Below are 20,208 nucleotides of genomic sequence, written 5' to 3'. Positions count from 1 at the left end.
CCTTGAAGCGTTTGAGCGGATTTCTATGTTCTTGTTTAACAAACGTTCTATCAGCCAACGGTGGTTCTGGATTGGGATGGCTGGCGTATTCTTGGTTTCGCTTGCCCTGCGCTTTTGGGGGCTGGAACGATTTAATGCTTTGGTGTTTGACGAAGTTTACTATGCGAAGTTTGCCAACAACTATTTAACCCGGACTCCCTTTTTTGATGGGCATCCCCCTTTGAGTAAGTACATCATCGCCGTGGGGATATGGATAGGCGATCGCTTGCCGTTTGGGAAAGATACGATGAACGGGCTGACGGGTTCTCTGCATTCCCCTTGGAGTTACCGTTGGCTAAATGCGCTGACTGGCTCATTTATTCCCTTAGTGCTGGGGGGAATAGCCTATCAACTAACTTATCGGCGCAGCTATGCGTTAATCGCTGCTATCTTTGCCGCCGCCGATGGTTTATTCCTGGTAGAGTCGCGCTATGCCCTGAATAACGTTTATCTAGTGATTTTTGGACTGCTGGGGCAGTGGTTTTTCCTATTAGGACTCGCTAATCAAGCCATGCGGCGCTGGTTTTGGCTAGCGCTAGCCGGTATTTTTTTCGGGGCGTCAGTGGCTATCAAGTGGAATGGCTTGTGGTTTCTGTTAGGGGCATACTTTATGTGGGGTTTTGCCTGGGCGATGCAATGGGTGCAACAGGCAATCGGCAAAGGAAGCAAAGGAAGCAAAGGAGCAGAGGAGCAGAGGAGATTTTTTCCTGACTCCTCACTCCTAACTCCTGACTCCTCAGTCCTCAGCCCTCAGCCCTCAGTCCTCACTCCTAACTCCTCAGCCCTCAGTCCTAACTCCTCACTCCTCACTCTGACACCGTTGCAAAACCTGACACAGCTGAATTTACTGCACGTTTTAGTAAATTTAGCAATCATCCCATTCCTGTTTTACGCCGTTATTTGGATTCCTCACATTCAACTCAACCCAGAATTTGGATTTTGGGAGGTGCAAAGGCAAATTCTGGCATATCACCAACGGGTAGGTGATGGCCCTAAAATTCATCCTTACTGCTCCCGATGGTACACCTGGCTGTTGATGCTGCGCCCGGTGGCGTACTTTTACCAAACGGCTCAAAATACGAGTGCGACGGTACCCGAATTCCCGCCTTTGCCGAAAGGGATAGGTAACGTGATTTACGATGTTCACGCGATGGGGAACCCAGTTCTGTGGTGGCTTTCAACGGTGGCAATTTTACTGCTGCTGTTTTTGCTAGCTCAACACTTCTTGACTGGGAAAGGGTGGAAATTTACCCCAAGCGCCTCAACTTGGATTGCTTTGTACTTGGTTCTGAATTGGCTAGCGAATGTGCTGCCTTGGGTGCGGGTGACTCGCTGCACGTTTTTGTACCATTACATGGGGGCGTCTGTGTTTGCGGGGTTGGCACTTGCCTGGATTGTCGATGGCTGGCTGCAAAGTCCGGCGCGTCAGTTAAGAGCGATCGCCCTGACGGTAATTTTTACGATCTTGGCAGCTTTTGTGTTCTGGATGCCAATCTATTTAGGTTTGCCCTTATCTCTAAGGGATTATCAAATCTTGATACCGCGCTTCAATGTTCGGTATTTGCCGTCTTGGTTGCGCCAGTGGGTGCCCAATTGGGTTTAGGAAAGTTTTGAGGGTTGAGGGATGAGTTTTGAAAATTCCCTAGTTTTCACATCATTAATCTCACCATTAAAATACTCAACCCTCAAAATTCAACTTCTGATAAATAAAGCGCGATAAACGGGTTCCCCGCGAGAAAGGGTAGTGATTTCGCGTTCGGTTGGCACTGGCAGGGGATTAGTGTCTAACCAGGCGTCACCTCCCTGCCTTTGGAAGGCTGGGGAAGAGGAGAAGCGATCGCGCATTTCCACTGCGATCACCTCAACATCTGACTGAACAAAAACCACTCCTCTACTAACCAGGTACTTTGCCAGAACTTCTAGCATTTCTGGCTGCACCACTCGGCGTTTGGCGTGTCGATTTTTAAACCACGGATCGGGAAATTGAATTGTGACGCGCTGCAAGCCACCAACTGGCAAGGAACTCAAAATAGGATTTAATGAGTTATTGGCATTACAAAATAAGTAGTGAAGATTTTCTAATTGCGCCTGCCGTTTCCATTCATTGGCTTCCTCTACCAACGTTTCTCGAATTTCTAAACCTAGATAATTCCAATTGGGTTCTACAGTCGCCATCTTCAACAAAAACCGCCCCTTAGCGCAACCAATATCTAAATGCAGCGGCTTTGTCGGATCGGCATAAATTTTCTGCCAGTCGGGAGGATTTACCGGCGTTTGATACTTGGAGGAAAGTGGATTAACGTGTTGGCGAACTCGGACGGGTGACAAAATGAAACTCCTTTTTTGGATGTTAGCGATTCAGTAGGTAAATATCATTCAACACAAAGTTTTTACCTCTCCCTAACCCTCTCCTACTCTTAAGCAGGAACAGGAAGATTTTAGCCTCCGGAGCGAATTTCACCCCCTTCCCTACCAGGGAAGCTACCGTGTACGCACAAGTCTTTTTGAACTTGCCAATCCCGTTTTGATCCCCCCAACCCCCCTTAAAAAGGGGGGCAATCAAGCCAAAGTCCCTCTTTTTAAGGGGGATTTAGGGGGATCAATCACGTTTTGCTACTTAATGAAAGATATGTGTACACGGTAAAGCAGGGAAGGGGGTTGGGGGGTTAGGTTTTGATGCGAACTTGGCGATTCCCTGACTGATTCGCCTGCGTAAGAGAATGTAGCAAAGGTTATGATCGACGGGGATCGCTATTATTACATTCCCGCATCCACTTTCGCGTTGGCGCTATGAGTCTCAATTTTCGTTTTGCTATCATCAGCGACTTACACATCGCACTTCCTAACACGATTACGGATCATCCCAGCCGTTTTCACATGGTAGAAGTCAGTATCCCAGCATTGGAGATTGTACTGAGACATCTGGAACAACTCAACTTAGATTTTCTGTTGATACCGGGAGACTTAACGCAGGATGGGGAACCAGAAAATCATGCTTGGCTGCAAAAACGCCTCTTGAAGCTACCTTTCCCAGCCTACGTGGTGCCGGGGAATCATGATGTACCCAGTTTACTACCCACTGATAGCACTATTGGACTCCAAGAGTTTCCCCACTATTACCAACAGTTTGGCTACGAGAATCCAGAGCGTCTGTATTACACGAGTCAAATTTTACCCGGAGTGCGTTTAATTGGGCTGAATTCCAATAATTTTAGCGATCGCGGGAAACAGGTAGGACGTTTGGATGATGCTCAGTTGGTATGGCTGCAAGAACGGCTCAAAGAGGTTGATGACGAGTTGGTGATGGTGATGGTGCATCACAACGTCGTCGAGCATCTACCCGGACAATCTAGCCACCAGCTAGGGCGTCGGTATATGTTGGAGAATGCGCCAGTGCTGTTGCAAATGCTCCGGGAGGCGGGGGTAAATCTAATTTTTACAGGGCATTTGCATATTCAGGATATTGCTAGCGATCGCGGTGTTTATGACATCACCACAGGTTCTCTAGTTAGCTATCCTCATCCCTACCGCATCTTGAACTTCCGCACCGATAACCAAGGCAGAAAATCCTTGCAGATTGAGTCGCATCGGGTGGAATCTGTCCCCCATTTCCCGACGCTGCCACAGTTCTCACGAGATTGGATGGGCGATCGCTCTCTTCCTTTCATGCTCAAGTTGCTGACTGAGCCACCCTTAAATATTCCGATGGCAGAGGCAGAGGGACTCGCTCCCAATTTGCGCTATTTCTGGGCAGATGTTGCCAATGGGGATGCTTTATTTGATTTCTCCCACTTCCCCCCAGTCGCAAAGCGCTATTTCGAGTCATTTGGCGCGATCGCTCCCGATGGCACCCCCGCCCTCATCGACAATTACACAACTTTATCTCTATAACCTAATTCACCAGCTCTTTGATCTACCCTTAGTAAGATGCTGTTCAATCTTTACCTTCAGTAGCGTGTCAGCTAAAGTGTCATAACATTGCTTAAGCTTATTTTCAGTCTAGATATAAGTCTCTAAATCCACGCTCTACATCGTGACCTTAGCAGTAGACCAACGAAACTGGATAGAAGAAAGTCGTCATAGCCATCGCGGAAGTGCCATGTTGTTTGCGCCGATGGTGGAATTCAACGTGATGGCTGAAGTTGGAGATACCCCGCCCTAGTTTAGTCACAGCGATTTAGAGGCGATGCCAAACGAGTGGGCGATCGCATTGGAAAATAACTAAGTCGATTTTCCTGCTTTTCCTAGAATTTATGCAGGTGCAACTGAAAACTCTGCCTGCTCATAGTAACTATCTTTAAAGCCAAATCTTTAGGCTTTTAAGATCCTTTGACTTGCACAAATTAGAAACTAATTCTAGCAAAAGTCTGTTGTATCTATTACCATCACTTTTGGCATGACTGTGATTAGTAGAACTCCAGCTTTTTCTAGGATCTCGGCTTCAATCGCTAGCGTAGGTTAATGACTTGAAATCAAAGACAACGTTCATTTGGTTAAGCCGCACTGATTTTGCTCGAAAGATAGTTACTCCCACAAATCATCAAGTATTAGTTTTAGGACTTACACAAAGCTTATACATATAGCGTTTTGTAGGGGCAATCCCCTTGTGGTTGCCCTCAGATGTGGTGATGTTGCGTAAGTACTGAGTTTTAGTTAAGAAGATGATTTTGGAGTGCATTTGCCATGAGTATCGACATAAGTGCTGAAAAACCTCAATCCTCAGTACAAAAATCTCAAGTACCTTCACGTTGGTCGCGGATAAAAGAATCTGTATTGATGACCTTAATCGGGGGGATTCGACGACCTCTGGGGACGATGCTGCGGAGACTACTATACCCCACTATTTTGGGTCGGGTAGGCAAATCTCTATACATTCAAACTGGGGTTGAACTTCTCGGTGCTAGTTGTATTGAAATCGGAAACAATGTCAAACTTCTTCGAGACGTTCGCCTCAACGCTTGCGGTCAAAACAGTAAGATTTCTCTGGGAGATTTAGTCTGCTTCGATCGCGGTGTTGATATTAATGTTACCGAACGAGGTAACTGTCATATTGAGATTGGTGAACGCACACATATTTCTCCCTATACCTGTTTAGGTGGCCCCGGTAATATCAAAATCGGCAAATTCTGTTTAATCGCATCACACGTAGGAATTTATGCCAACAATCATAACTTTGCAGATCCTACAGTTTATATATGGAAGCAAGGAGTCACTTGCAAAGGAATTACCATCGAAGATGACTGTTGGCTAGGCACTGGAGTAAAAGTGCTTGATGGAGTCAAGATTGGTCGGGGAAGTATCATCGGCGCAGGCGCAGTCGTAACCAAAGATATTCCCTCTTACTCAGTTGCCGTGGGTGTGCCTGCTAGAGTCATTTCTCAGCGAAATACTATTAGCAAACCTTCAGCAAAACAGGTGGATGTTCAAGTTACAGACTTCTAAAACTCTAATCATGTCGAAGACTGTATTGAGCCAGCCATACTACTTTCGCGCGAAAAGTTTATTCCTGCTAAAAATAATTCGATATCAGGTAAAAAAAAAGTCAGCTTTGGAGGGAAATAGTAATGAGCCTTGAAAATAACCTTTATCCTTCACAGTGGAATCGCCGAAAAGAATCTTTAGTAATTACATTACTTGGATGGGTTCCCTTATCGCTAGGTTTAGTGTTGCGAAACCATCTGTATGGCACTATTTTAGGGCGAATAGGCACCTCTGTTTTGATTCAACCGGGTGTAGAATTGATCCGTGCTTGTTGTATTGAAATTGGGGATAAAACCAAAATTTATCGCGGTACTCTCTTACAAAGTTATGACCAGGAGAGTCAGATTAGGATTGGAGATCAGGTATATCTAGGACAGAATGTTTATCTATATGCTGGGGGAAAAAGCAGTACAATTTGTCTAAGAAATCGAGTACGCCTCGATCGAGGCGTAGATATCAAAGTTTTAGAAGACGGCTATATTGAGCTTGAAGAAAATACTTACGTTGGCCCATACACTTGTATATCTGGGCAGAAAATAAAAATTGGTAAAGACTGTTTAATTGCATCCCATGTCAGCATTTATGCTAGCAATCATAACTTTGAAGATACCACACGCCCAATGATCAGCCAAGGCTACAACTGCAAGGGAATTACGATCGAAGATGACTGTTGGTTGGGTAGTAAAGTAACAGTAGTAGATGGAGTCACGATTGGTAAGGGCAGTGTCATCGGTGCAGGCGCAGTTGTAACCAAAGATATTCCCTCTTACTCGGTGGCAGTGGGTGTGCCTGCGAAGGTTATTTCGAGGCGAAATGGGATTGCTGATAATTCAGCAAAAGTTGGAGTTCTTCAACCAAGAGACTTCCCTAGAGTCTAGGACAATTTTGTTTGATTGGTATCGCAGATAATTGGGGAACTGGTAATCGGTCAGAAGAGGGATGAGTGTTAAGTTTTGAGGTTGAATAAAATTCTTTAATTCAAAATTTAAAACTATACGCTTGAGCAAGGATCAAAACTCCAAACTTTTTCTCAATTCCCAATTATCTGAAATGCATCATTTTAAGCTTGGCGACAGATACCAAAGACTGAGGTGTAGCCATGTAGAAAAGTGCTGCCTGCCACGGGGCCGATTTCACCATTACAGAAGAAGCCAGCCAGTGGGATGTCTTTTAGATAGCGACGGAATAGCTCGGAGTCAAAGTTGGGCTGCCCATAAAGCCCTTCTCCTCGCCCCAAACAGGAGAACATCAAGGCACCGGCAGATGGAGAATCGTTGGGTGCCTGTTTTTGATAACGCTGGAGGAGGAGTTCCAGGTCTTCTGCGGAGGTGCGGGCGTCTCGGAGGTGGAATTGCATGCGCTGACCGGGGCGGACGCGATCGCCAATTGCGATCGCCCCCACTCTGGGATCTACCCCTAGTAAGTTGCGGATCAGAAAATCTCCCGGCTCCAGGTTTAACTTAAATTCATCCCGCACCAAGCCCACAAACAGCGAATGCTGTGCCAACTGTCGGTCTGCCTCGCTCAAATTCTCGATTAAATCCTGTAAGACTTCCAGAGGCGTCCCAGATTTCCCGCCACAGTCATTCACATCGGCACTATCCTCTTGGGGAGTCAGTTCCAGAAGAATATTCCGTTCTCCTTTCGCGATCCTATAAGGCTTCCCAATCGGGCGACAGCCCTGTGCCACAATTGTTTCCAGTACAATATTGCCACTTAAAGCGACGCCAACCGTTCCTTCACGGTAGAGCTGGTAGTTACAAAACAAACCCGTGTTGCTGCCCAAACTGCCAGCGCTAGCCAGTCCCCCCACTTTCACCGACCCTGGATAAGCAAAATCCAGTCCTTGAAGTAAGTCATTAATCTTGGAAGAGAAAGGATCGGCTAACAAGATGAACTGGGGTTCATCAGCGGGTGATACGCCAATCAGGTCTACCCAATTATCCGGTGAGCTATCCAGGTCGGGCAGAGCATCGCTAGAAATCTCAAAAGCGCGAACATTGACTCCAGGCAGATGAACTAAGCTGAGGCTTAATGCTGGTTCTCGTTCGACTTCTTGCACTTCGTCTTGCGAATTCATGCCAATGATGCCGCCGCCACCACAGCCAATCAGCGCTTTGATATTAAGTCGTTCCTGCAACAATGGCATCAGCCGCGAATATTCACTCGCATAGGCAGACGAGATGAACACCAGCCCCAAATCAGCCGGTGCCTGCAACGCCAGAGTCGTGCGTTCAACCACTTCCGCGACTGCCGCTTCCAAAGACGGACGGGTTGATAAGGCGTTCGTCCACTTGATCTGGTTAGCCATAGGGATTACACAAAAATGCGCTTTTGTAAGCCAATGCTCTTGGGTCGATTGGCAGGGTATCAAAGCATTATTATTACCCTAACACTCGCAAGGCACAGGTTGTAGAGTCCCATCACTTCAACACTAGGGGAGGAGTTGGCGAGTGGCAGTAGCACCTTAACATTAGTTAATATGGTGAAGATAACCATAGATTAGCCGGTTAAGTGTATACTGGCACCTCGGTGAGTCAGAAACGACCAAATCTTAAAAGATAAAGATCGATCCTGTTCAGGTGCTGTCTGTTGCTGATATGACAAACAAAGAATGACTGAAACTTAGAGTCAGCAAGCAGAACACCTGATTTGAGATTGCCGATAACGGTCGAAATTCACCAGGTTTCCTGAATTAAAACAAGAAACGGGGACGAGAATTATGAGCAACATCCAAGACCAAATTGAACAAGAGCGCGACCAAGCCCGGTCTGTCTGCGATATCAAGGGCGCAGGCTCCGGTGAGTGTGCTGCTGCCTGGGATGCCGTTGAAGAATTGCAAGCAGAAGCATCCCATCAGCGGGAAACCAAGCCGAAGAATTCTCTGGAGCGGTATTGTGACGCTAATCCAGGGGCAGATGAGTGCCGGGTCTACGAAGAATAAACTTAACTCGGTGCTAAATGCCACCAGTCGGAGCTGGAGTTCGCCGCACAAATTCACCGGATAAATTTCCGGCACTTACAAGCAACAAGAACCTGATTGAAGTCGTTCGAGTTGCTTGTTTTTTCGCTTTGTGTAGCTATCTATACCAATATTTGTGGCGATCGCTCTGAAGCTGCTTCTCGCGTAACCCAAAAGCAATCGGGAAACGAATCAAAGCTCCCCTTCCCCCACAAGTGAAAAAGAAGCAGTTTTTGATCGGGAAAGTAAAAATAAGGGGAAAACAGAGAAAAAACCTTCCCTTGAAAACCCCTCCCCTCGCGTGTAGGGAACTGTTGCAGACAATTAGAGCAACGAGATTAGTTGAGTAGCAGTCGCACCTAGACAGTTAAAATGAGTGGGTAAAAATTCCCCTTTCTGCCATACACAGCCAATGGACAATGACAACCTCTGGTTTCGACCGTTAGTTTGGATGGACTACCGACTAGCGCTACTATTTACTGTTATCATTCCGCTGATTCTGCTGATCTGGGCTTTTATCCAGAAAGCCGATGCAATGGTGCGCTTGTTAATCATCTACTGGCGGGTTTCTAGTCTGCTGGCGATTACAATTTACCTGATGATTGCTGGATGGCCTATTTCCTATGTGTCTTCTTTCTTTGCCCGCCTGTTGATTCCCATATCCCTCTGGTTTTGGGTGGATATCAACGATGAAATTGACGATCAATCGCTGCGTCCTCTCAAGCTAGCGCTAACAGCGTGGCGTTGGGCTGTCAGTGTTTATCTAACATTGGGCGCTTTAGCTTTCCTTCCTTTCCTGTCTTGTGCATTTTCCCCAGGAGCGATTCAGAAACCATTTTGTAACGTTTGGTTAGAAGCACCTAGAATGTACAAACAGTATTTTCATCCCAGTTATACACCCCAATTTTTAGGCTTTTTAGCGATGGTGGGATTAGTGATTTACGTACTTTACTTGAGTTATTTTGTCCTGATCCGGCTGGGCAAAGAGGGACGCTCGGCTATGGAACAGTAAAAATAATTAAAAATTAAAAATTAAAAAAGCCTTCAATTTTTAATTTTTAATTTTGCCTTTTTAATTGTTTCTCTCTAACACCTTAGACTCTACACGATATGAGTAATGCTGTTGGGCAGCGTCTAGAGCAATACACCGCCAAGCGCCCTCATGAAGTCCTGATTGTCACGGTTGAAATTGCCGGTGAAGAAGACAAAATTGCCATTTTTAAAGGATATTCTAGTTCTTTGATGCGCCCAACAGCGTTCGATCCGGATGTGCCGGTGCTGCCAGACGGGGCAACGATTATCTCTATTGATAGAGTACTTTCCCCTTACAATCCGGAAGCTCCCGATTATATAGAACAAGGATTGACTTGGGAAACAATCCAACCCTTGTTGTTAGAGGTGGGAGTTTAGGTCAACCAGTTAGTTGAGCTTTGCGAAAGCTAAGGAAGTGGGCAAGAAATAAACATTAGCGGCTTAGAGCAGACAAAATCTAATATTTGTATATTGTTAGATTAAGGATTTCTAGGGAAACTATTATTGAGTATCCCACTAAAATTTCGACCATGCCATCTCCAGATCCTGGCTTTACCCCACACGATCGGGTCATCGCTGCTAAGTCTGAGTCACAAAGCCAATTCAGTCCCCCAGAACTTTCCTCCAACTGGGTAAACCGACGGCTCCATCGTGTCAGTATCCGCAAGAAAATTGGCTTTGGATATGCCCTAACTCTTGCTGTGGCGATTGTAGGAACCACCATAGGACGTACAGTAGGAGATTATTACTATGAAGCCCAAGCTAAGGAGAAGCTAGAGAGGGCACACGACGAAACACTTCTTTTCAATGAATTGAGGTTTAACGTACTAGAGGCACGAAATCACCAGCAACAATTTATTTCTTTAATATCGCAACCAGAGGTATTTAGGAAACACTATGCTCACTTTGTTAAGCATAAAGCGGAGGTTGAGAATCGGCTATCTGAAATCAGAGCTTTAGCAGATAGCACTAATCGCCAGGATTTGAAGCAATTTCTTCAAAATAACCAGAATCAGGTAGAAAGCTATTTTCAGCAAGTAGAAGCTCTGATTAAAAGAATTAACGGGTCTAATTTAAAACCACAGGAGGTTTCAGCCGCACAACAGGTACTGATCGCTTTTACGAATAACAAAGTGGCTACCGAGTTTGACAACTTTTCAGAAGACGTAGAAATTTTAATTCAAACGGTTCGCAAGGCAGAAGAAGAAGCGTATGAGAGTCTAGAAGAGGCAGAAAATCTAGGAACCCAGGTGATGATCGCTGCCATACTACTGTCGAGCGCGATCGCTACCGTTATCGCCATTTATACCAGTCGCGCGATCGCTTATCCTATTGAAGCGGTTACTAAAGTAGCGACTCAAGCTACTGAGGAAGCTAATTTTGACCTGCAAGCTCCTGTCCTCACTCAAGATGAAGTTGGAGTATTAGCGATTTCCTTCAACAACCTCATTCAACGAGTTGCAAACTATACTCAAGAATTGGAGTTAGCTCGCCAGACTTTGGAAAGACGGGTAGCAGAACGGACTGAAGAACTTGAGGGCAAAAATGAGCAGCTAGAAGCAGCTCGCGCTCATTTGCAAGAACTGAATGCTGAGTTAGTGTCTCAAGCTGCCGAACTCAGCCATACTTTGCACGATCTCCAGCAAACTCAAGCTCGTTTGATTCAAACGGAAAAAATGTCTAGTTTGGGTCAAATGGTAGCAGGAGTGGCTCATGAAATTAATAATCCAGTTAACTTTATCTACGGCAACCTGAGTCACGTCAGCGAGTATACACAGGATTTATTTAATCTTATCGATCTTTACCAGCAACATTATCCCAACAGCGCCCCGGAAATCCAAGCTCAAATTAAAGCATTTGACCTGGAATTTGTCGCTAATGATTTGCCGAAAATACTATCTTCAATGAAGATGGGAACTGACCGCATCCGTCAAATCGTGCTGTCTTTGCGGAATTTCTCTCGCCTAGACGAAGCGGAAATGAAACCTGTTGATATTCATGAAGGAATTGACAGCACTTTATTGATTCTCAACCATCGACTTAAACGCGGAATTGAAGTTATCAAACAATATGGAGATTTGCCTTTAGTTGAGTGTTATCCAGCGCAACTCAACCAGGTATTTATGAATATCTTGAGCAATGCGATTGACGCCTTGCTAGATCAAAACCAGCAACCCAGTCCGCAGATTTTGATTCAGACGGAAATAGAGACAGAAAATACCGGGTCTGTAAGGGTGCGGATTGGGGATAACGGCCCCGGTATTCCTCCGGATATTCAAAACAAACTGTTCGACCCTTTTTTCACTACTAAGCCTGCGGGAAAAGGCACCGGGCTAGGACTGGCAATTTGCGCCCAAATTATGGAAAAGCATCAAGGCAAAATCGAGGTCAATTCGCAGATGGGAAGGGGAACCGAGTTTGCACTGGTCTTGCCGAGCAAACATCCGAGCGCGATCGCACTCAGTAGCCGCCTCGACCTAGAGCAAGCCAACGGCAGACCCTAAGAGAGGTTTGGGTTATTCCGGAAGGTGCTATCCTCCACTGTAAGTGTGTTGTGTGTGGAGTGTTTGAATAAATATGGTTTCATCCCCAAGCCGTCCTCAGCTGTTTAGTCCTGCGACTGAGGCAGAGCAACCAGGCATCCGGAGCGGTATTAATCCTGCTTCTAGTTTCCTCTCTTTGCCAACGACTCCTCTGTTTGGCACCGATGGCATTCGCGGAAAAGCTGGAGAATTGCTGAGTGCCTCCCTAGCCTTGCAAGTGGGTTTTTGGGCAGGTCAAGTGCTGCGGGCATCGGCAACCACCTCAGGGCCGGTGATTTTAGGGCAGGATTCCAGAAACTCCAGCGATATGTTGGCAATGGCGCTTGCCGCTGGTTTAACGTCAGCGGGTCTGGAAGTGTGGAATCTAGGGCTATGCCCGACTCCCTGCGTGGCTCATCTCACCAGCGCCTCCCAAGCCGTGGGCGGGGTGATGATCTCTGCCAGCCACAATCCGCCAGAAGATAACGGAATCAAGTTTTTTGGCTCGGATGGTACGAAGCTTCCCCCCGCATTGCAGCAGGAGATTGAAGCGGCTTTAAGAGGAAGGGCGAATTTCGCCACGTTGGATGGTAGCTGGGGACAGCATTATCATCGACCGGAGTTAGTGGCAAATTATGTGGACTTGCTTAAGCGATCGCTAGCACCAGGGATCGGGCTACAAGGCTTGCGAGTCGTGCTGGATCTCGCTTGGGGCGCGGCGGTTCATCTAGCACCAGCGGTATTTCAAGAGATGGGGGCAGAAGTAATCTGCTTGCACTCTAGTCCCGATGGATCTCGCATCAATGTCAATTGCGGTTCCACTCACCTCGGTTCTCTCCAGTCAGCCGTCAAACAGCACGGTGCAGATTTAGGTTTTGCTTTTGATGGAGATGCCGACCGAGTGATGGCAGTCGATGCCCAAGGTCGCGTCGTTGACGGTGACTATATCCTCTATTTTTGGGGCAACACCCTGCGGCAAGCGGGGCAGTTGCCTGGGGATTTGATCGTGGCGACAGTTATGGCGAATTTGGGCTTTGAACGCGCCTGGAAACAGCTAGGCGGTTCTTTCGTGCGGACAGCCGTCGGCGATCAATACGTACAGGCGGAAATGCTGCGGACTGGAGGAAAGCTGGGCGGCGAGCAATCGGGACATATTCTCTGCCACCATTACAGTCTCACCGGAGATGGCTTGCTGACCGCTTTACATATAGCGGCGCTTGTGCATACCACCGGGCAATCCCTCGCCGAACTGATCGATGGAAGCTTTCAGACTTATCCACAGCTGCTGCGGAATGTGCGGGTGGAAGACCGGGAAAAGAGACGGCGCTGGCAAGAGTGCGATGCCGTGACAAATGCGATCGCTCAAGCAGAAGCGGCAATGGGAGACCAGGGAAGAATTTTAGTTCGCGCCTCTGGCACCGAACCCGTCATCCGAGTTATGGTGGAAGCCGCCAGTGCCCACCTAACAAATTACTGGACAGAACAGCTGGTTCTCGCAGTCGAGCAACATCTGGCGTGATTTTGATTTGAGATTTGAGATGGGTGGATGCGATCGCCAATCCACGCATCTCAAATCAGGTGTGCCAAAATCGATGGGTACTGGCTGCTCAAGCTCCCCCATGCCGAAATCAAAGCTAAAATCCAAAAAGTCCAAAAATTCAAAACAGCAGCCTGAGACGCCAACCCTAAGTCTTAAGGAGCAGTTAGCCCAAAAGCGCCAGGCGCAGCAGGCGCGAAAAGAATTCACTCAATTTGCCTTTGCCAGCGTGGGGATTGCCGCCGTCCTTGCTATCTTCCTGTTTCTCGCCGCTGGACCAAAAGCAGCCTTCGCCTCTTTAGCAATTCCGGCTCTGGGGTTTTCCTACAAATATCCCCGCACAGCGCTATGGGCGTTCCTTCTCTACCTACCGATTAATGGCACCGTCACCTACTGGATTGGCGGCGGAAATGTGGTGTTCCAGCTGGCTAAAGATGGAATCTATATTCCCGCAGTGATTGCCCTGGTAAAGGACTGCCAACGGAAAAAGCTGCCCATCCTAATTTCCAAAGATATCAAGCCGAGCTTGTACATTCTGTTGGTCTTTTCTGGGCTTACGCTACTGTTTGTTAACGGCTTCCTACAATTTTCGGGAGGTAGGTCGGGACAACCATTTTTGCAGGGGATTTTGGGTCTCAAAGTTTTTCTGGGGTACATTCCCTTGGCTTTTTGTGCCTACTACCTGATTCGGACAAAAAAGGAATTGCTCTTCCTGACGCGAATGCATCTGGTTCTCGCCATCATCTGCTGTATCCTTGGCTTTATTCAGTACTGGATGCTGACCAGCGGTAGGTGTGCTGGAACCAGAGGACTGGTCGCTGATGCTTTGTTTAAGGCAACCCTGGATGCCAAGTGTTTTGTCGGTGGCGCTTTGGTTTACAGTCCAGAAGTCGGGATGATTCGCTTACCAGGTACGTTTGTATCCCCCTGGCACTGGGCATGGTTCCTGATTGCCAACGCCTTTTTTACCTTTGCAACTGCCTTTTGCGACCCCTCGTTTTTCTGGCGGATTGGCGGTTTGGTAGGTATGGCACTCGTCTTTGCTAATGCGGTGATCTCCGGTCAAAGAATTGCCCTGTCGCTGGTTCCTGTCGTCTTCGTGCTGCTGCTCGTGCTTACAGGTCAAGTGGCGAACCTCAAACGGTTTATCCCCGTTGGAGTCGGGCTAGGTCTGGTGATAGGAATCGCCGCTGCCGCCAATCCAGCTTTAATTCAGGAACGGGTCGATAGTTTTGTCAGCCGCTGGAATGCTTCACCCCCCCAAGCATTTATCGTTGATCAATTTAATTGGGCGGTCAAGAAACAGCGGGGATTTTTGGGACGCGGTTTGGGAACTGCTACCAATTCCACCCGAATTTTTGGTGATGCAGCGCTGGTTGAAACTTACTATCCCAAGGTTCTATACGAAATTGGCCCGTTAGGCACGCTGGCGTTCTTAGTTTTTGTGACTTGCTTGACAGCGATTACTTTCAAGATTTACCGCTCGGTAAAAGATAAGAGTTTACGCAGTTTTGGTGCCAGTTTTTGGGTTTTAGTTTTAGTCCTGAGTTACAACACTTACTGGTACCCACTGGATACAGATGTGGCAATTTATTACTGGTTTTTTGCCGGTGTTATTTTTAGATTGCCAGTAATAGACGAGCAGGAACAGGAGAAGCGATTAGCAGAGGAAGAAAATGAGGCTCAAACTAAAAAGAAAGGACGCCGCAAATCATCAGGAAGGCGTACTGTCGGCAAAACAAGCCCGGTACCTGCCACATAATTAAGGCAGCGATCGCTCAGCACTCAATTGCATTTCGGAGCAATAAACCGTGAAGCCTTTGATTTCGGTAATTATCCCCACTTACGGACGTGAAGAACCTTTGCGAGACACGCTCAAAGATGTCTTGCAGCAAGACTACCCAGCCTTTGAAGTGCTGGTGGTCGATCAAACCGCCACGCACCAGCCAGAAACTCAAGCGTATCTTGAACAATTGGCAAACAGCGGTAAAATTCGCTGGTTTCGCGTAGATTGGGCAAGTTTACCGGGTGCCCGAAATTATGCGGTACGGCGGGCAGTTGGGGAAATTGTGTTGTTTCTCGATGATGATGTCCAGCTAAAGCCTGGATATTTAGAGGCTCATGCCCGCAATTATTTAGATCGCCCGGAAGTGGGTGCGGTGGCGGGGCGAGTATTTGACCGGATGAAATTGGAAGATTCCGGCAATAAGTTGACGATTGAGGATTTGCCAAAAGAAGCAATGGACCCTGGAATTGCCTGGTACCACATTGACTTAGTGCATACCGTAAAGCCGCAGCGCGTTCTCACTGCCAGAGGCTGCAATATGTCTTTCCGGCGAGAAATATTTACCAAGCACGGACTGGGGTTTGATGAGCGGTTTCGGGGCAGTGCAGTACGGGAGGAATCGGACTTTTGTCTGAGGTTACGACAGACTGGGTATCAAATTTGGTATGACCCCGATGCCGATTTAGTTCACCTGGGAGAAGAAACTGGCGGCTGTCACGATATTAGTACGCGATCGCTCAAATACCAACTCACCTTCTATCACAACCACTTCCTATTGGGCTTCAAAAACCTCACCCCAACTCAATGTCTGCGATTCTTTGCCAAGCTATTTGACTGTCACGTACTGGGGCATCCTCCATGCAACAAAAGCGGCTCCCCCTTAAAAGTTTTGACTCGCTTTGCTTCCTACACTTTAGGCTTTTTCAACGCACTTGGCACAGTTATCCAATCAAGTTGGGAAGACGGTCAAATTTACACTCGTCAAGATGGAATTTAAACGCAAAGAACGCAAAGTAAACGCAAAGAAAAATTTTCTCTGCGAACCTTTGCGCTTACCTTAGCGCTACGAGAGCGTTAAAAAAATATTTTCGCTACTAGGAGTTGCGCGATGAGGATTTTGGTTGCCAGTCACACTTATATCGTTGACCTCAACTGCGAGAAACTAAGGGCGTTAGCTCAACTGGAATCCGGAATTGAAGTAACTGTAGTCGTGCCGCGCCGGTGGCAGCCTGGGGGTGTCCAGAATAAGACGATTGAAACTCAGCTGCGTCAAGAAGGCTCTTTTCAAATCGTGCCAGTTTCTAATTTCAGCCAGAACAACCAGGGAATGCTCACCTTTGGGGCTGATCTGATTTCATTGTTGCGCCAGTTTCGACCCCAGATTATTCAAGTGGAACAGGGTTCAAAAGCTTTAGGTTATGCTCAGCTGATTACGCTCAATCGACTGTTGGGGCTTAAGGCGAAAAATGTGTTTTTTACCTGGTGGAACTTGCCCTACGAACTAAAATTTCCTGTTTCTATACTAGAAGCTTATAACCTACGACACACTCACGGACTGATTGCCGGAAATCAAGATGGTGTGGATATATTACAGCAGCACGGCTACCACGGCCCTAGCAAGGTGATGCCGCAGTTGGGTGTAGATGAAAGACTGTTCTCACCAACACCACAGCCAGAATTGGCAGCAAAACTGGGGATTCAACCGGATGAATTTGTGGTCGGGTTTGTGGGGCGGTTTGTGGAGGAAAAAGGGCTGCTGACGCTGTTGCAAGCGTTGACAGGCTTGCAGTCACGCCCCTGGAAATTGCTTTTACTCGGTCGCGGCCCATTGCAGTCGGTACTACTGGAACGGGCTGCTGAGGCGGGAATTAAAGATAGATTGATTTTGGTGGAAAGCGTTCCCCATGACGCAGTTCCCTGCTATATCAACCTGATGAATACTCTGGTGTTACCTTCGGAAACGACTGATAAGTTTAAAACTTTGACTGCCGCTGGTTGGAAGGAACAGTTTGGTCATGTGCTGATTGAAGCGATGGCTTGCCAAGTTCCTGTAATTGGTTCTGATTCCGGGGAAATTCCGCACGTAATTGGAGACGCTGGGTTAATCTTTCCAGAGAAGGATGTAGCAGCTTTGCAAAATTGCCTGGGGCAATTGATGGAACAACCAGATTTAGCCCAGAAGTTGGGTAAGCTGGGTTATGAACGAGCGATCGCGCAATATACCAATACTGCATTAGCCAAGCAGCAATTAGATTTTTATAAACAGTTAGTCAAGAGTCAGTAGTCCTTAGCAACTGACAACTGATACCTGACAAACAAGATGAAAATTTTACAAATTGTCCCTTCGATTTCTTTAGTTTATGGTGGCCCTAGTCAGATGGTTCTGGGGCTATCAGAGGCACTGGCGGCAGAGGGTGTGGAGGTGACGGTACTGACTACAAATAGCAACGGAGATGTCGGTCAGCCGCCTTTAGATGTGCCTCTCGACCGTCCGGTGGAACAAAATGGCTACCAGGTGCGTTATTTCCCCTGTTCCCCGTTTCGGCGCTATAAGTTTTCCCTGGATTTGTTGCGTTGGCTGGCTGCACACGCGGCTGAATTTGACTTAGCTCATATCCATGCTTTATTTTCGCCTGTAAGCACTGCGGCGGCGACTGTAGCCAGATATAAGCATTTACCCTATTTAATGCGTCCTTTGGGGACGCTTGACCCTGCCGATTTACGCAAGAAGAAGAGAATCAAGCAGATTTATGCGGCACTGCTGGAACGTCCCAATTTAGCAGGTGCGGCAGGAATTCACTTCACGAGCCTTCAAGAAGCTAAGATTTCCGAACGTTTTGGAACTTCAACACCGGATGTGGTGATTCCTTTGGGTGTAAAGCAGCCAATGATGCTTCCCAAAGGGCAAGCTAGAAGGCATTTTGGCATTTCGGAGGATCGGCTTTTGCTGCTGTTTATGTCTCGAATTGACCCGAAAAAGGGGCTAAATTTACTGATCCCAGCACTGGAAAAACTTTTAGAAGAGGGTGCTAATTTTCACTTTGTGCTGGCGGGTGGAAATCCGCAAGATCCAGCTTATGAGAACAAAATTCGAGAACAATTGCAAGCGTCACGTTTAGGCGATCGCACTACTATAACCGGATTTGTGACTGGTGAGTCGAAAACTGCTTTGCTACAAGATGCCGATTTATTTGTCCTCCCTTCTTACTACGAAAACTTTGGGATTGCTGTAGCAGAGGCGATGTGTAACGGCACCCCGGTGGTAATTTCTGACCAAGTTTATATCTGGGAGGAAATTCAACAGGCGGAAGCTGGCTGGGTTTGCGCCTGTGATGTGGATAGTTTAACTGAACAATTGCGCGATTCGCTGGCTGATGCTTCGGAACGACAGCGACGGGGAATCAATGCCCAAGAGTACGCTTTAAAAAATTACAGTTGGAAAGCGATCGCTCAAGCAACTATCAAAGCTTACGAGAAAATTATTATAAATAAGTAAAAACAAGTAGGGGGTTGGGATGATCTCTGGCGAGACAAGCTTGGAAATGCCCCAAAATACAACAGTTGTGGACTGGGAACCTCCCATGCCACCTACTGATTTAATTTTCGATGATGGTGAACCTTTGGAAAGTAATCGTCACCGTATTGGTATGAATGTCCTGATTCGGTCAATGTTACTTGCATTGGCTGACTGTGATGATTACTTTGCTGCTGGGAATATGTTTATTTACTACAGCAGCACTCAAGCACGAAATCGGGACTTTCGGGGACCTGATTTCTTTGTGGTGTTGAATGTGGATGGTCGCATCGATCGTCAAGGTTGGGTCGTGTGGGAGGAAAATGGTCGCTATCCTGATGTAATTGTGGAACTGATGTCACCTTCCACAGCACAGGTTGACACAAGTGTAAAGAAGGATATTTACGAGCAGATTTTCCGCACGCCAGATTACTTTGTGTTCGACCCATTCGATGCCAATTCTTTACAGGGATGGCATTTGGATGCTAATCAACAGTATCAGCCCCTGACACCAAATGAGCAAGGGTGGCTGTGGTGTCAGCGCTTAGGCTTGTGGCTGGGAACTTGGGAGGGGACGATAGAACGAGTTCCGGCTGTATGGTTACGCTTTTACAATCGGGAAGGCAATCTTGTCCCCCTACCAGAGGAGGCGGCGCAAGCTAGGGCTGATGCGGCGCAAGCTAATGCCCAGGCGGCGCAAGCTAGGGCTGATGCAGCGCAACAACAACTAGAAACCGCTCAACAGCAAGGTTTACAACAAGGTGCATTGCGGCAGCTATTGCGTCTGCTGACGACTCGTTTCGGGTTGGTTCCACCGGATGTAGAGCAAGACTTGCAAGAACTTGACCTAAATCAACTTGAAGATTTGGTGGAGGTAGCGCTGACGGTTAATTCCTGGGAGGAATTTGTCAACCGTTTATCTGAGAATTGAATCCAGTTTCAAGCGATCGCTAGAGCAACTATCAAAGCTTACCAACAAATTCTTACACGTAAAAGTAGGTTGGGTTGAGGTACGAAACCCAACATAACACTATATACAGCGCTTCCTGCTGTTATGAAGTACAGTTTATCCCCTCCCCGCTACCTCCTGTAACCTTTCACGACTAAGAACGTACCTCACAATAGCGGGAACTGCTGTATTTGTTGGGCTTCAAGTGCGTTCAACCCAACCTACTGTGAAGAATAATTGTAGCGGAACCAAACAAATGTTTTTTAATCAATAAGTTGGGTTTCGTGACTCAACCCAACCTACTAATAAACAGTCACGAAACCCAACACCTCAGCCTCAACTAAAAACAATTCAACTTAAGATAACAATGTTGTTGAGGATGACTT

General features: G+C 47.1%; 18 protein-coding genes. 16 read left to right on the top strand and 2 right to left on the bottom strand.

Features of this window, described 5'->3' with window-relative positions; all coding sequences use genetic code 11:
* Positions 1-25: 25 nt before the first annotated feature.
* Positions 26-1,642, top strand: coding sequence for a dolichyl-phosphate-mannose--protein mannosyltransferase (locus AC2VDX_RS17200; RefSeq protein ID WP_378183653.1), 1,617 nt, complete (start codon positions 26-28; stop codon positions 1,640-1,642).
* Positions 1,643-1,731: 89 nt separating this feature from the next.
* Here AC2VDX_RS17200 and trmB read toward each other — a convergent pair whose 3' ends face one another.
* Entirely contained in the window at positions 1,732-2,367 is a 636-nt protein-coding gene (gene trmB, locus AC2VDX_RS17195) for a tRNA (guanosine(46)-N7)-methyltransferase TrmB (protein ID WP_378183650.1), read from the bottom strand.
* Positions 2,368-2,829: 462 nt separating this feature from the next.
* Here trmB and AC2VDX_RS17190 point away from each other — a divergent pair, with 462 nt between their 5' ends.
* The 4 genes from AC2VDX_RS17190 (at position 2,830) to AC2VDX_RS17175 (ending at position 6,398) form a co-directional block, all read left to right on the top strand.
* The gene (locus AC2VDX_RS17190) at positions 2,830-3,930 is read left to right on the top strand and encodes a metallophosphoesterase family protein (RefSeq protein WP_378183647.1); all 1,101 of its coding nucleotides are present in this window, start codon (positions 2,830-2,832) and stop codon (positions 3,928-3,930) included.
* 142 nt (positions 3,931-4,072) lie between these two features.
* The gene (locus AC2VDX_RS17185; RefSeq protein WP_378183644.1) at positions 4,073-4,201 is read left to right on the top strand and encodes a hypothetical protein; all 129 of its coding nucleotides are present in this window, start codon (positions 4,073-4,075) and stop codon (positions 4,199-4,201) included.
* Positions 4,202-4,722: 521 nt separating this feature from the next.
* Positions 4,723-5,481 carry an acyltransferase gene (locus tag AC2VDX_RS17180; RefSeq protein ID WP_378183642.1) on the top strand — a complete coding sequence of 253 codons (759 nt, stop codon included), beginning with the start codon at positions 4,723-4,725 and terminating at the stop codon, positions 5,479-5,481.
* A gap of 122 nt (positions 5,482-5,603) precedes the next feature.
* Positions 5,604-6,398, top strand: coding sequence for an acyltransferase (locus tag AC2VDX_RS17175; RefSeq protein WP_378183639.1), 795 nt, complete (start codon positions 5,604-5,606; stop codon positions 6,396-6,398).
* A gap of 182 nt (positions 6,399-6,580) precedes the next feature.
* Here the strand turns inward: AC2VDX_RS17175 and AC2VDX_RS17170 are convergent, their stop codons facing one another.
* The gene (locus AC2VDX_RS17170) at positions 6,581-7,831 is read right to left on the bottom strand and encodes an FIST signal transduction protein (protein WP_378183636.1); all 1,251 of its coding nucleotides are present in this window, start codon (positions 7,829-7,831) and stop codon (positions 6,581-6,583) included.
* Between the two features lie 411 nt (positions 7,832-8,242).
* On the opposite strand from AC2VDX_RS17170, the gene AC2VDX_RS17165 reads away from it, so the two are divergent.
* The 11 genes from AC2VDX_RS17165 (at position 8,243) to AC2VDX_RS17115 (ending at position 19,804) form a co-directional block, all read left to right on the top strand.
* Positions 8,243-8,464: a Calvin cycle protein CP12 gene (locus AC2VDX_RS17165; RefSeq protein WP_378183633.1), complete on the top strand. Its 222-nt coding sequence runs from the start codon at positions 8,243-8,245 to the stop codon at positions 8,462-8,464.
* A 17-nt stretch (positions 8,465-8,481) separates the two neighbouring features.
* Positions 8,482-8,634 carry a hypothetical protein gene (locus AC2VDX_RS17160; protein ID WP_486928210.1) on the top strand — a complete coding sequence of 51 codons (153 nt, stop codon included), beginning with the start codon at positions 8,482-8,484 and terminating at the stop codon, positions 8,632-8,634.
* 260 nt (positions 8,635-8,894) lie between these two features.
* A complete protein-coding gene (locus AC2VDX_RS17155) occupies positions 8,895-9,494 on the top strand; it encodes a DUF3177 family protein (RefSeq protein ID WP_378183630.1) in 600 nt (199 codons plus the stop codon).
* Between the two features lie 98 nt (positions 9,495-9,592).
* Positions 9,593-9,892 carry a DUF7734 family protein gene (locus AC2VDX_RS17150; RefSeq protein WP_378183627.1) on the top strand — a complete coding sequence of 100 codons (300 nt, stop codon included), beginning with the start codon at positions 9,593-9,595 and terminating at the stop codon, positions 9,890-9,892.
* Between the two features lie 152 nt (positions 9,893-10,044).
* Entirely contained in the window at positions 10,045-12,018 is a 1,974-nt protein-coding gene (locus AC2VDX_RS17145; protein ID WP_378183624.1) for a sensor histidine kinase, read from the top strand.
* Between the two features lie 73 nt (positions 12,019-12,091).
* Positions 12,092-13,555, top strand: coding sequence for a phosphoglucosamine mutase (gene glmM, locus AC2VDX_RS17140; protein WP_378183621.1), 1,464 nt, complete (start codon positions 12,092-12,094; stop codon positions 13,553-13,555).
* 100 nt (positions 13,556-13,655) lie between these two features.
* Positions 13,656-15,335 carry a hormogonium polysaccharide biosynthesis protein HpsL gene (gene hpsL / locus AC2VDX_RS17135; RefSeq protein WP_378183617.1) on the top strand — a complete coding sequence of 560 codons (1,680 nt, stop codon included), beginning with the start codon at positions 13,656-13,658 and terminating at the stop codon, positions 15,333-15,335.
* A gap of 49 nt (positions 15,336-15,384) precedes the next feature.
* Positions 15,385-16,356, top strand: a complete 972-nt coding sequence (gene hpsN, locus AC2VDX_RS17130) for a hormogonium polysaccharide biosynthesis glycosyltransferase HpsN (RefSeq protein ID WP_378183613.1) — start codon at positions 15,385-15,387, stop codon at positions 16,354-16,356.
* A 111-nt stretch (positions 16,357-16,467) separates the two neighbouring features.
* Complete coding sequence (gene hpsO, locus AC2VDX_RS17125; protein ID WP_378183610.1) at positions 16,468-17,643, top strand: hormogonium polysaccharide biosynthesis glycosyltransferase HpsO; 1,176 nt, start codon at positions 16,468-16,470, stop codon at positions 17,641-17,643.
* A gap of 36 nt (positions 17,644-17,679) precedes the next feature.
* Positions 17,680-18,855, top strand: coding sequence for a hormogonium polysaccharide biosynthesis glycosyltransferase HpsP (gene hpsP, locus AC2VDX_RS17120; RefSeq protein WP_378183607.1), 1,176 nt, complete (start codon positions 17,680-17,682; stop codon positions 18,853-18,855).
* A gap of 46 nt (positions 18,856-18,901) precedes the next feature.
* Entirely contained in the window at positions 18,902-19,804 is a 903-nt protein-coding gene (locus AC2VDX_RS17115) for a Uma2 family endonuclease (RefSeq protein ID WP_486928209.1), read from the top strand.
* Positions 19,805-20,208: the final 404 nt, after the last annotated feature.

It is taken from the genome of Coleofasciculus sp. H7-1, assembly GCF_057473865.1.
This window is presented reverse-complemented; position numbering and strand designations above follow the sequence as displayed.

What these genes read in the sequence shown, in the direction of transcription:
- AC2VDX_RS17200 (WP_378183653.1), top strand. Translation starts at nt 26, where the DNA reads ATGTTCTTGTTTAACAAACGTTCTATCAGCCAACGGTGGTTCTGGATT.
- AC2VDX_RS17190 (WP_378183647.1), top strand. Translation starts at nt 2,830, where the DNA reads ATGAGTCTCAATTTTCGTTTTGCTATCATCAGCGACTTACACATCGCA.
- AC2VDX_RS17180 (WP_378183642.1), top strand. Translation starts at nt 4,723, where the DNA reads ATGAGTATCGACATAAGTGCTGAAAAACCTCAATCCTCAGTACAAAAA.
- AC2VDX_RS17175 (WP_378183639.1), top strand. Translation starts at nt 5,604, where the DNA reads ATGAGCCTTGAAAATAACCTTTATCCTTCACAGTGGAATCGCCGAAAA.
- AC2VDX_RS17170 (WP_378183636.1), bottom strand. Translation starts at nt 7,831, where the DNA reads ATGGCTAACCAGATCAAGTGGACGAACGCCTTATCAACCCGTCCGTCT.
- AC2VDX_RS17165 (WP_378183633.1), top strand. Translation starts at nt 8,243, where the DNA reads ATGAGCAACATCCAAGACCAAATTGAACAAGAGCGCGACCAAGCCCGG.
- AC2VDX_RS17160 (WP_486928210.1), top strand. Translation starts at nt 8,482, where the DNA reads ATGCCACCAGTCGGAGCTGGAGTTCGCCGCACAAATTCACCGGATAAA.
- AC2VDX_RS17155 (WP_378183630.1), top strand. Translation starts at nt 8,895, where the DNA reads ATGGACAATGACAACCTCTGGTTTCGACCGTTAGTTTGGATGGACTAC.
- AC2VDX_RS17150 (WP_378183627.1), top strand. Translation starts at nt 9,593, where the DNA reads ATGAGTAATGCTGTTGGGCAGCGTCTAGAGCAATACACCGCCAAGCGC.
- AC2VDX_RS17145 (WP_378183624.1), top strand. Translation starts at nt 10,045, where the DNA reads ATGCCATCTCCAGATCCTGGCTTTACCCCACACGATCGGGTCATCGCT.
- glmM (WP_378183621.1), top strand. Translation starts at nt 12,092, where the DNA reads ATGGTTTCATCCCCAAGCCGTCCTCAGCTGTTTAGTCCTGCGACTGAG.
- hpsL (WP_378183617.1), top strand. Translation starts at nt 13,656, where the DNA reads ATGCCGAAATCAAAGCTAAAATCCAAAAAGTCCAAAAATTCAAAACAG.
- hpsO (WP_378183610.1), top strand. Translation starts at nt 16,468, where the DNA reads ATGAGGATTTTGGTTGCCAGTCACACTTATATCGTTGACCTCAACTGC.
- hpsP (WP_378183607.1), top strand. Translation starts at nt 17,680, where the DNA reads ATGAAAATTTTACAAATTGTCCCTTCGATTTCTTTAGTTTATGGTGGC.
- AC2VDX_RS17115 (WP_486928209.1), top strand. Translation starts at nt 18,902, where the DNA reads ATGCCCCAAAATACAACAGTTGTGGACTGGGAACCTCCCATGCCACCT.